This is a genomic window from Pseudoleptotrichia goodfellowii, assembly GCF_007990505.1.
Classification (GTDB): Bacteria; Fusobacteriota; Fusobacteriia; order Fusobacteriales; family Leptotrichiaceae; genus Pseudoleptotrichia; species Pseudoleptotrichia goodfellowii.
Genome location: NZ_AP019822.1, coordinates 1,816,950 through 1,829,748, shown reverse-complemented (window position 1 = coordinate 1,829,748; position 12,799 = coordinate 1,816,950). Strand labels below are relative to the sequence as shown.

General features: G+C 31.0%; 10 protein-coding genes. All 10 read left to right on the top strand.

The window, feature by feature from the left end; translation table 11 throughout:
• Position 1 precedes the first annotated feature (1 nt).
• Positions 2-913 carry a diacylglycerol/lipid kinase family protein gene (locus FVE72_RS08935; RefSeq protein WP_051411782.1) on the top strand — a complete coding sequence of 304 codons (912 nt, stop codon included), beginning with the start codon at positions 2-4 and terminating at the stop codon, positions 911-913.
• A gap of 197 nt (positions 914-1,110) precedes the next feature.
• Entirely contained in the window at positions 1,111-2,700 is a 1,590-nt protein-coding gene (locus tag FVE72_RS08930) for a glycoside hydrolase family 57 protein (RefSeq protein WP_026738077.1), read from the top strand.
• A 259-nt stretch (positions 2,701-2,959) separates the two neighbouring features.
• Positions 2,960-4,426, top strand: coding sequence for a hypothetical protein (locus tag FVE72_RS08925; RefSeq protein ID WP_026738076.1), 1,467 nt, complete (start codon positions 2,960-2,962; stop codon positions 4,424-4,426).
• A gap of 192 nt (positions 4,427-4,618) precedes the next feature.
• Positions 4,619-5,776, top strand: coding sequence for a Fic family protein (locus tag FVE72_RS08920; RefSeq protein ID WP_036056185.1), 1,158 nt, complete (start codon positions 4,619-4,621; stop codon positions 5,774-5,776).
• Positions 5,777-5,968: 192 nt separating this feature from the next.
• Entirely contained in the window at positions 5,969-7,117 is a 1,149-nt protein-coding gene (locus FVE72_RS08915) for a cysteine desulfurase family protein (RefSeq protein WP_026738074.1), read from the top strand.
• 115 nt (positions 7,118-7,232) lie between these two features.
• Positions 7,233-8,420 (top strand): tRNA uracil 4-sulfurtransferase ThiI, encoded by a 1,188-nt coding sequence (gene thiI / locus FVE72_RS08910; protein WP_026738073.1) that lies wholly within the window; start codon positions 7,233-7,235, stop codon positions 8,418-8,420.
• Positions 8,421-8,448: 28 nt separating this feature from the next.
• Positions 8,449-9,750, top strand: a complete 1,302-nt coding sequence (locus FVE72_RS08905) for a YihY/virulence factor BrkB family protein (protein WP_026738072.1) — start codon at positions 8,449-8,451, stop codon at positions 9,748-9,750.
• Between the two features lie 9 nt (positions 9,751-9,759).
• A complete protein-coding gene (gene rmuC / locus FVE72_RS08900; RefSeq protein ID WP_051411781.1) occupies positions 9,760-11,127 on the top strand; it encodes a DNA recombination protein RmuC in 1,368 nt (455 codons plus the stop codon).
• Entirely contained in the window at positions 11,117-12,136 is a 1,020-nt protein-coding gene (gene aroF / locus FVE72_RS08895; protein ID WP_026738070.1) for a 3-deoxy-7-phosphoheptulonate synthase, read from the top strand. The genes rmuC and aroF overlap by 11 nt, the downstream gene beginning before the upstream one ends.
• Before the next feature lie 23 nt (positions 12,137-12,159).
• Positions 12,160-12,756 (top strand): GNAT family N-acetyltransferase, encoded by a 597-nt coding sequence (locus tag FVE72_RS08890; RefSeq protein WP_026738069.1) that lies wholly within the window; start codon positions 12,160-12,162, stop codon positions 12,754-12,756.
• Positions 12,757-12,799 lie beyond the last annotated feature (43 nt).

The following is a 12,799-nucleotide window of genomic DNA, read 5'->3' as shown; positions in this document are numbered from 1 at the left end:
AATGAGCGATAAAAATGTATTGAAAAAAGCACTTTTAGTGTATAATCCGAAGTCGGGTAATGCAGATATGATATTGAATAATTTTGATTTAATCGCATCAATGTTATTGGAAAAAGGAATTACACTCACACTTTACAGTATAAGGGAAAAATACGATATATTAACGGAGATTCTGAAAAAAGAAAAATATGACATTCTTATTTTGTCAGGAGGCGACGGAATATTGAGCAGAAGTTTAAGTTTGCTTTATAAGGAAAATATTGATTTCCCGGACGTGGCAATATTTCCTACAGGAACATCCAATGATTTGGCAAAATCTCTCGATTTGGGAGAAAATATAGAAAAATGGCTGGATAATATTATTCACGGTACGGCAAAACCTGTAGACTTCGGACTGATAAATGAAAAAACGATATTTCTGTCTTCTTATGCAGGAGGTCTTTTTACAAAAATTTCTTACAATACAGATAAAAATCTGAAAAAAGTCATAGGAAAAGCGGCTTATCACATAACAGGACTTGGAGAACTTACAAATATTAAGAAATTTGATTTGAATATAACCCTTGATAACGGAGAAAGTATATCCGAAAAGGCTATACTGTATATGATTTTAAACGGAAAAAGCGTAGGAGGATTTGACGGAGTAATCGATAATGCCGATGTGAGTGACGGATTAATGAATATTATAATTGTAAAAAATATCGAGAATCCTTTCGATATACCTCAAATTCTTTTTGATTTAATAAACAGCAATCTTATTAATAACGATTATGTGAGAACTCTTACAGCGAAAAGATGTATTATTGAAAAAGTAAACGAGGAGATAGGTGTGAGTATAGACGGAGAAGAAGGAGTAAATGAACAGGTTGAAGTAAAGTTTATAGGAAATAAGCTTAAAATTTTTAGAAAATAAAAAAAATTTTTGATATTGAAATAATTGACAATATTGATTTTAAATCAAAAACAAAAACTGAAAAAGGAAAATGTAAAAAAATTTTAAATTTATTAAAATTAAGGTATTGAAAAAAACTGAAAATATGGTATAAATAATATATACACTTTTTAGAGTATGAAAGAAATTTTAAAAATAAAGATGGAGGATAATAAGTTATGAACGGATATTTAAGTTTAGTATTACACGCCCATTTGCCTTATGTAAGACACCCTGAACATAAAGAGTTTCTGGAAGAGGACTGGCTGTATGAAGCAATTACCGAAACATACATTCCCCTTTTGGAAATGTTTGAAAATCTTACAAGAGATCGTATTCCGTGGAATTTAACATTAACAATGTCGGGGACTTTGGTAAATATGCTTAATGACAGTCTTTTGAGAGAAAGATATATAAGACATATGGATAAATTAATAGAATTTTGTGAATTGGAAATAGAAAGACTGAAAGAATATCCTGATATGCTGAAAGTGGCAAATCATAACTTGTGGTTCAATAAAAGAGCAAAATCCGTATATGAAGATAAATGCGGAAGAGATTTGGTGGGAGCATTCAGAAAATTTCAGGATCAGGGGAATCTGGAAATAATTCCCGTTACTGCTACACATGGTTTTTTACCGCTAATGAAGGATTATCCTGAAGCTGTAAATGCACAAATTTACATGGCGAAAAAAGATTATCAGAAAAACTTTAATAGAGATCCTAAAGGAATATGGCTTGCAGAATGTGCATATTATCCGGGACAGGACAAATTTCTCGAAAAACACGGTATAAGATATTTCCTTGTGGATGCACACGGAATAATGCACAGTGACCCGAGACCTGTTTACGGTATTTATTCGCCTGTTTATACAAAAAACGGAGTTGCTGCATTTGCAAGAGATTTGGAATCGTCAGAACAGGTATGGAGTTCGGAAATAGGTTATCCCGGAGACGGAGCTTACAGAGAGTTTCATAAAGATGCGGGGTATGAACTCGATTATGAATATGTAAAGCCTTATTTGCATAGTGACGGAATAAGAAGAAACATGGGGATAAAGTACCATGCAATTACAGATAAAAAAGGAAGTTTCAAAGCATGTTACGATCCCGACCTTGCTTACGGAAGAGCAAAAGAACATGCGTATAACTTTGTTCACAACAGATCAAAACAAATAGAATTTTTAGCTTCAAAAATGAAACATAGAAAGCCGATTGTAATTTCCCCTTATGATGCGGAATTATACGGACACTGGTGGTATGAAGGTCCCATCTTTTTGGAATGGGTGTTCAGAGCCACTGCCGAATCAAATTTTTCAACAATAACACCTTATCAATATTTGGAAAGATACCCGACTAATCAGATTGTTGATGTAAGTATGTCCAGTTGGGGAGCCAACGGTTACTATGATGTATGGATAGACGGTTCTAACGATTATGTGTACAGACATTTGCACAAAGCGGCAAAGAAAATGATAGAACTTGCCAATGGGCGTGAGCCTGTAAATGAACTGGAGTACAGGGCTTTAAATCAGGCAGCGAGAGAACTGCTTATGGCACAAACTTCCTGCTGGGAATTTATAATGTTTACAGGAACTATGGTAGGATATGCACACAAAAAAATAAGCGACCATATTCACAGATTGTTTAAAATATATGAAGACTTTAAAAATGGAATGCTCGATGAAAGCTGGATAAATGAAATTGAATACAGAGATAACATTTTCCCTGAAATCGAGTATAGAATGTATAGAAGTGACAGGTTGTAGATTTCACTTTTTTGTAAAGAAGCGGATAAAAAATCACTGAACCCTACTTTTTTGTAAATAAAGTAGGCAAAAAATTTCCAACTCAAATTTTTCTAAGTCAAAAGTTCATAATTTGCTTGTAAAAGTCGAAAACTCGCCTGAAGGCTCAAACATCGACTTTTACTTAGCAAATTATTTCTTTTTCCGAGAAAAATTTGAATGTTGGGAGGAGAAGAGTAAAATAGCATTAATCTTAATTATTAATAAAGAGGTATGAAAGATGTTTATAGATAAATGGAGACATAAATTATATGAAAAATTTACCATTATAGATAAAATTATAATAGATTATAACGAAGAAGAACAAAAGTTATATCGAATTACAAGAAAGAATAATAAAAAGAAAGTTAAAATATTGTCAGTAATAATAGAAACACTTATAATTAGCTTATTAGTTTGCTGTTTTTTAGTTAGTTTTATAAACATAATTTACATTTTAAAAGAAAAGGTAAAAGATTATCAGATGACAATAGGTTTATTAATGATATTTACACTAACAGGAGTTTTACTATTTTTACTTTGGTTGCCCTATAAACTTTTCAAGTATAGTAAAGTGTCAATTTTTGGAATTAACTGGGAACTTTTTATTGAAGAATTGAAAAAAATAAACTACAAGAATGACATAAAAGCCATATTTTGCTCATTTATTGCATTAATCTTAATTATACTTGCTTCTCATACTCTATTCATTTTAGAAAAAATAAATAGTAAAATTAACTTTTGTATAATAATGGTGACATTAGATATTATTCTAATAAATTTAATCAATAAAATAGAAAATAAAAATTTTAATTTAAAAAAACGTTATTTAAAGTTTTTAATTTTTTTTCTTAGACTATTATATATACTTTTATCAGTATTACCTATTATTATATTTTTAATAGCAGAAATGGCAATGAGTTATAAATTTTTAATTATCTTTCCGTTATTAATATTAAATGGAATAATACTAGAAATTTCTAAATTAGAATACAAAAAGAAAAAGAAATTTCTAAAATGCTATTTTGGAATAATATTAAGTCATTTATTTATTATTATTTATTCAACAGGAAAAATATCAAAATCTATTATTATTTATTTGAAAAAAAATATATTAGTTCCAAATAATTCTGATATATCATACTCATTAATTATTATAATATGTGCTATTTCAGTAATTTTTATGATAAATAATTTTGTTATAAATTTGAAAGAATATCAAGATAAAAAAAATAATTACAGAAAAAGTAAAATAGATATATTAAAACTAATATTAAAAAAGAATAAAGTAAGTGTAGAAGTTAAAAATTTAGAAGAAATTTTATCTCGTATAAAAGAAATAAGAGGAGAATATGATATAAAAATAAATTGGAAGATAATAATTCCTATAACATTAATTAATGCGGTAATATTATTTAAAATACAACATTGGAATTTAAAATCAATGAGTGATATATTATGGTCAAAAAAAGACAATATCCTTCAACTTATTGAAGAAACATTAGTTGTATACAAAGGTATAATTTATTTTAGTGTATTTATATTTATATTGATTCTATTTATTTATCCAATTTGGTTAGGGATAAGTTTTTTTAAAGAAAATATACATCAAAACAAATATATATCAAGAGAAAAGATGATGGAATTAGAGGATATATTAAAAGATATGATGTTATTAAAGTTAAATGATAAATCGGATGAAACCTAGTATGAATCAAAATAAAAATTTGAAATAGATATTTTAAGTAAAAAAGAGCAAATAATAGAAAAATACTTATAAAAATGCTCTTTTTTTGATTCGAGAAATTTAAAAGTAAAAATTCTCAAAAAATCGTGCTATAATATAAAAAATATAATTTAGAAAATAAAGCTTAAAATACAACTTTCTGAAAGGATAGAAATGTATAAACGTATCAATGAAAATGAGGCAGAAAATTATAAAGCGGGAATATATGAAAATCATAAGGATTACAAATCTTTTTTGCCTTCAAAAATAAATTTTCAATGGGAATGGAGTAATCCAAAATTAAATATTTTATTGGAAGAGGCAAATTTGGAAATAGGAAACTTAAAAAGTTATTCTGAATTAGTCCCTAATATAGATATTTACATAAAAATGCATATTAGAATGGAAGCAAGTAAATCGAACAGAATAGAAGGAACTCAGACTTCTATTGAAGAAGAATTGATGCCTATACAGGATGTGTCGCCCGAAAAAAGAAACGATATAAAGGAAGTGCAAAATTATGTGGATGCTTTACAGTATAGTGTAGATAAAATAATAAAAGAAGATTTTCCGTTGAGTTCAAGATTAATAAAAGAAATTCATAGAGAGCTAATAAAAGGTGTAAGAGGAGAAAGAAAAACTCCGGGAGAATACAGAATAAGTCAAAATTGGATTGGAGGAAGTATGCCTTCCAATGCCGTTTATGTTCCGCCTGCTCAGCATCATATTCAGGATTTAATATCGGATATGGAAAAATTTATTCATAATGATGAGATATATGTTCCGAAGTTAATCAGAATTGCAATGATACATTATCAGTTTGAAAGCATTCATCCGTTTTTAGATGGTAACGGAAGAACAGGAAGAATAATAATACCGTTGTATTTGTTGAGTTCAGGATTATTGAGCAAACCTTGTTTTTATATTTCCGATTATTTTGAGCAGCACAGAACAGAATATTATGATTCTTTAAATCGTGTCCGGTTATATAACAATATGGAAGAATGGATAATATTTTTTTTGAAAGCAACTATTGAAACTGCTAAATCTGCAAGAATAAAATTTGAAAAAGCTGTTAATTTTGTAGAAAAAATGAATAATAATATTGATAAAATATCAGGAAAAAGCCAAAATATAAGACAAATACTTTCAAGTTTTTATGAAAATCCTATTCAGGAAACTTCTGAATTAGTAACAAAATTGGAAATAAGCAAAGCAACAATTAATAGAGCAGTTATATCAATGCTAAAACAGGGCTTTATAATAGAAATGACAGGAAATACCCGTAATCGAATTTATATTATGAATGAATATCTTAATATTTTTAAATAATAAAAACTTATAGACTTAAAAAATGAGAAAATTGAGTCTAAAAAAATTTATAGGCTTAAAAAATGAGAAAATTGAGTCTAAAAAAATTTATAGGCTCAAAAAATGGAAAAATTGAGTCTAAAAAAATTTATAGGCTCAAAAAATGGAAAAATTGAGTCTAAAAATTGAAAATTTAAAGAAAGAGGCAGAATAATGATATATTTAGACAATGCGGCAAGTACAAAGCCCAAAGAAGAAGTAGTAAATACAATGATAGAAATAATGAAAAACAGTTATGCCAATCCTGATGCGATACATGAATTTTCTCACGGAATATTTTTGAAAATAAAAAATGCGAGAAAAACAGTAGGAAGTTTTTTGGGAGTATCGCCTGAAAGAATTTACTTTACTGCGGGAGGTTCTGACGGGAATAACCTTGTTTTACAGGGAATTGTTGAAGTAAATTCCAAGACGAAAAAACATCTTATTACAACAAAAATCGAGCATCCGTCAGTATATGAAACATTCAAAAATTACGAATCGAAGGGCTTTGAAGTGGACTTTCTTGATGTGGATAAAGACGGATACGTAGATTTGGAACAGTTGAAAAAGATATTGAGAGAAGATACTTTACTGGTTTCCATAGGAACTGTGAACAGTGAAGTCGGCTCTGTACAGGATTTGGAGAAAATAGCGAAGATTATAAAAAGTAAAAGTAAAGATATTTATTTTCATACGGATTTTGTACAGGGATTCGGGTGTACGGATATAAAATTTGATAAAATTCCTGTAGATGCGATAACTGTAAGCGGACATAAAATTTATGCTTCAAAAGGTATAGGAGCAGTATACGTAGCCGACGGAGTAAAACTGACAAATGTTATTTACGGCTCAAATTCCGAAAACGGTATAGCAAAAAGAACGATGCCTACGGAACTGATACTCGGATTTGCAAAAGCTGTGGAATTACTGGATAAAAATTATAAGAAAGATATGGAATATTTGCAAAATCTTAAAGTTGAATTTGCAAAGAAAATAGAGGAAAATATAAGCGATATTCGTATAAATTCTTTGTTTGATATGGGAAAATCAAGTCCGAAAGTGTTAAATGTGTCATTTAGAGGAACGAAAGGAGAAGTGCTTACTCATTTCCTCGGGATGAATGAAATTTACGTGTCAACAGGGTCGGCATGTTCTTCCAAAAAAGGAAACAGCAGAGTTCTTTCATGTATGGGACTGAGTCAGAATGAATTGGACGGAGCGATAAGATTCAGCTTTTCTTATGAAAATACTTTGAAAGAAATCGATAAAGTAGTGGAAGTTCTTAAAAAAAGCGTAGATCAGATAAGAAAGATGAAATAAGGATTTATTTTGGGACAGTTCGGTGTTATGTTTTTAATATCTATGTTCTCAACAGTTATATGGACTGTGAAAATAGAACAAAGAAAAAGTTATTTTATCAGAAAGGAAACAAAAAATGGATTATATGAATAAATCTCTTTTAAATTCTGTGGGATTATCTTACGGAGAGTTGTCTTTAAAAGGGAAAAACAGAGGTCAATTTGAAAAAATGCTGAAAAATAGGATAAATAAAGCATTGAACGGGTATGAGTTTAATCTGAATGACGATTTATCCAAGTTATATGTGGATATTAAGAGTGAGGATATTGAAAAAGTCACAGAAAAACTGAAAAAAGTGTTCGGAATAGTGGGGCTGAATCCGTCGGTCAAAGTTGACAGAGATGATGAAATTATAAAAAAGAAAGTTCTGGAAATAGCAAATTTTGCTTATGAAAACGGAGCGAGAACTTTTAAAGTAGCTGTAAACAGAAGTAACAAAGGCTTTGAGAAAAAGTCGATGGATTATGCAAAAGAATTGGGAGCTCATATACTTATAAACAGTCCTTTTGAACAGGTGAAAATGAAAGATCCTGACATTCTGATAAACGTCGACATTAGAAAAAATGTATATATTTATACTGAAAGGGTAAAAACTTATGGAGGGTTGCCTATCGGATCGACAGGAAAAGGACTTGTACTTCTTTCGGGAGGAATCGACAGCCCGGTTGCTTCATTTTTAATGGCAAAAAGAGGAATGAGAATAAATTTTGTTACATTTCACAGTTTTCCTTTTACGAGTAAACAGGCTCTCGAAAAAATTAAGGAACTTACTGAAATATTGTCGATTTATACGGGAAAAAGCAGACTTTATGCTGTGAATATATTGAAAATTCAGGAAGCGATAAATACAAAGACTAAAAAGGAATTGGCGACAATTCTTACGAGAAGGGCAATGATGAGACTTGCAGAAAAATTGGCGAACAGTATGCAGTATCAGGCATTGATAACAGGGGAGAGTTTAGGACAGGTTGCTTCGCAGACATTGGGCGGACTGACTTGTACAAATGCCTCAGTAGAAAAATTGCCTGTTTTCAGACCGCTTATAGGAGCCGACAAAACTGAAATTATAGAAATAGCCAAAGAAATAGGGACTTATGAGAAATCTATCGAGCCTCATGAAGATTCGTGTGTAATATTCGCACCGAAACATCCTGTTACAAATCCGAAATTGGAGGATGTGCTGAATGAAGAAAAAAGAATAGAGAATTATGACGAACTGCTTGAAGAAGTATTTTCCGAAAAAGAATATTTTAATATAGGTTAAACATTGATTTTAAGCGATGGGAGAGTATATGAAACTGAAATTTGATATATCCGGAATATCCGAAAAATTGAGTAAAGAAAATATAAAAAAACATATAAGAGAAGCATTTCAGATGATAAATCTTATTTACAGAAATTACAGTGACGGAGAAACTCAAATTTTGGCATGTACATTGACATATTTTTCGATGATTGCGGTATTTCCGATTTTGGCACTGGTCTTGGGAATTACTAAAGGATTCGGTTTGGATAAACTCGTTATACACAAAATATTTGAGCTTGTACCTCAAAACGAGGGAATGGTAAGAACTGTTCTTGATATTGCCAATAAACTTCTGGCTTCCACACAGGGAGGCATTCTTACGGGAGTGGGAGTGGTGATACTTATTAATTCGGCAATAAAAGTGTTGATGATGCTGGAAGACGCATTTAACAAGATATGGCATATAAGTAAAAACCGTTCTATGACAAGGAGAATAGTGGATTACGTGGCAATTATATTTTTAGGACCTATCCTGATAATAGTGATAGTGGCTACAAACTCTTTCGTTGTGGAAAAAATGAGCACAATGCTTTTCGGAGGAACGGTAATTGTAAATATATTTCTTCATGTGTTCGGTCCCTTGTTTTATGTGTTTCTGTTTACGCTGTTATTTTATGTCATACCGAATACAAATGTGAAGCTGAAACCTGCATTTATTTCAGGGATAATAACAGTTCTGCTCTGTTATGTATTAAAAGTGGCATTTACATGGTTACAGTCGTCCATTACAAAATACAATGCGATATACGGGAGTTTGGCATTAGTACCTATATTTCTGACATGGGTACAGTATATGTGGGTAACTATACTTTTGGGAGCTCAAATTGCCTTTTCCATACAGACTTCTGACGAATTTTTGTATAATGAAAAAGTGGAAATGCCTATAAAATTGAGAAAAGAAGCGGGAATTTTGATTTTGACATTGATAATCGCAAGATTTAAAGAAAAAAAAGAGCCTTATACATATTTGGAACTGACCAAAAAACTGGGAGTTGAGGCTCAATTTGTAAAGGATATATTGTCGGAATTAGAAAAAATGGGGCTTGTAAATGAAGTAATAATCGACAGAAATGAAGATATCAAATATCAGATAGCTTATGATCCTGAATCTTTATCTTTTGAGGAATTTCTGGATAAGTTTGAAGGGAAAAACTTTGATTATTACAGTGATATTTTTGACGACTTGGAAGAAACCGAAAAAGAATTGTTGGTTAAAATAAGGGAAAATATTATATTGAAAAATGGAAGACTTTTAAAAAATATGGAAGCTGAAATAAAAAATAATTAGGGGGAAAGAATGGGAAACGAAGATTTACAAATATTGAAAAATCAAATATCGGGAAATTATCTGATTATGCTGATGTTGAGTTTGGTTATAGGAATATTGTGTATTGCGATATTTATATATTTACTTAAGTCAAGAAAACGGCAACAGGAAGAAATAATGTACTTAAAAGACGAAATGGAGAAAATTCTGACTGAGGGATTTGTTGCAAGTACCGAAAAAAATATAAGTGAAAATGCTAAGAAATTTAACGAAATGGAAAAAACAATAACATTAAATACAAAAAATAATCTTTTACAGGGAATTTCCGATTTGAATAAGGAATTATCCGGGAATAATGAGAAACTGCTTGTCAGATTCACGGACTTCGGCACAAAATTAGGAACGGCAATGAATGAAAACAATCAGAAATTGTCGGAGAATATAAACAGGTTTAAGGATGAGTTCAAAAAAGGAATAAACGATGACTTTGAAATGCTGAACGGAAAAATAGAAAAAAGGCTTGATATGATGAATGCCAAAGTCGAGGAAAGATTGTCCAAAGGATTTGAAGAAACGACAAAAACATTCGGGAATGTTCTCGAAAGATTAAGTAAAATTGATGAAGCCCAAAAGAAAATAGAAGCACTTTCAAGTAATGTAGTTTCTCTGCAGGACGTTCTGACTGATAAAAAGAGCAGAGGAATATTCGGAGAAGTCCAGCTTTATCAGATATTGGCGTCGGTTTTCGGAGAAAAAAACGATAAAATTTATCAAAGACAGTATAAACTTTCTAACGGAACAATAGCAGATTCTGTTATATTTGCTCCTGAGCCTATGGGAAATATTGCGGTAGACTCAAAGTTTCCTCTTGAAAATTACAGAAAGATGTATGATGTTGAATTGACAGTGATTGAAAGAGAAAATGCCCGAAAAGAATTTTCATTGAATTTGAAAAAGCATATTGACGATATTTCATCGAAATATATAATACCGGGAGAAACAAGCGAGCAGGCAGTATTATTTTTACCGGCTGAAGCGGTGTTTGCAGAAATAAATGCCTATCATACAGATATAATAGAATATGCATACAGAAAAAATGTGAGAATTACATCGCCGACTACGTTAATGTCGGTACTGACAACTCTTCAGGTTATAATGACCAATATTGAAAGAGATAAGTACGCTCATGTTATACAGGAAGAGCTGATGAAACTGAATAAAGAATTTGACAGATATCAGGAAAGATGGAATGCTCTCGAAAAAGATATAGAAAAAGTAAGTAAAGATGTAAAAAGTATAACAACTACTTCAAACAAAATAAGTAAAAGATTCAGCGAGATATCTAATGTAAAATTAATTGAAAATAACGATGAAGAAAGGAAGAAAGATGATAATTAAAGTTGACGGAAATGTGAGTTTGGAAACATTAAAAAAAATGATTGCAAGGCTTGAAAGCGAAAATAAAGTGAAAGTGGAATTGATTAAAGGAGAAGAATATCTTGTTTTAGGACTGGTAGGGGATATAAGTACGATTGATATAAAACATATTCAATCTCTTGATTATGTAATGGACGTGCAGAGAATACAGGAGCCTTATAAAAGAGCAAGCAGAAAGTTTAAAATTGACGATACGATTGTAAAAGTGGGAAATGTGGAAATAGGGGGAAACAACCTTGTGATGATGGCAGGACCTTGCTCTGTGGAAAGTGAAGAACAGATACTTACAACTGCAAAAGCTGTAAAAAAAGCGGGAGCAAATATACTGAGAGGGGGAGTAGTAAAACCGAGAACATCTCCGTATGCTTTTCAGGGATTGGGTATGGAAGGTATAGAGCTTATGAAAAAAGCGAAAGAAGAAACAGGAATGCCTATAATATGTGAAGTAATGTCTATAGAACAGCTTCATGAATTCGGGCCTCATCTGGATATGATTCAGATAGGTGCAAGAAATATGCAGAACTTTGATTTGCTGAAAGAAGTAGGAAAAACAAAAATACCTGTTCTTTTAAAAAGAGGACTCAGTGCGACAATAGAAGAATGGCTCATGTCTGCTGAATATATATTGGCAGGAGGAAATGAAAATATTGTATTATGTGAGAGAGGGATAAGAACTTATGAAACTGCATATAGAAATGTAATGGATCTGAATGCGGTGCCTATGATAAAAAAACTTACCCATTTACCTATAATTGTGGACTCTGCACACGGGACCGGGAAACACTGGATGGTAAAACCGCTGGCTATGGCAGGAATAGCTGCGGGAGCTGACGGACTGATGGTAGAAGTTCATCCCGAGCCTGATAAAGCCTTTTCTGACGGACCGCAATCATTGAAGCCTGAAGTATTTGAAGATTTGATGAAAGATGTGGAAAAAATAGCTAATGTATTGGGGAAAAGTTTTAAATAAAAATAATATTTCGGAGGGAAAGTATGGGAAACGAAAGTCAAAAAAAGTATATTAAAAAAATTACAGGAGATAATGTTTATTTGTCACCTATTTCCCTTGATGATACCGAACAGTATACTCATATGATAAATGATCTTAAAGTTTCGGTAGGCATAGGTCATCCAGCTTATATAAATATTATGGATTATGAAAGAGAAAGGGAATTTTTAAATTCCATAAAAGATGGAAAAATATTTGCCGTGAGATTAATTGAAAATGATGAACTTTTAGGAAATATAGAACTTTTTAATGTTAATATACTTCAAAAAAATGCTGTTTTGGGGATAATGCTTGGAAATCCTGAATATCAGAGAAAAGGCTACGGAAAAGAAGCGATAAATCTTATACTTGATTACGGATTTTCTTTTCTGAATTTATACAGTGTTTCCTTGACCGTATTTGAGTACAATGAAGTTGCATATAATTTATATAAAAAAGTCGGATTTAAGGAAGTCGGCAGACTGCGAAAAAGAGTGGAAATAATGGGAAAAAGATACGATGAAATAATTATGGATATATTGAAAGAGGAATTTGAGTCTGTTTATATAAAAAGGGAAATTGAGGGAAGATATAGATTATAAAAATAAGATTGATATTAAAATAGATGATTATTTTATGTTTGAA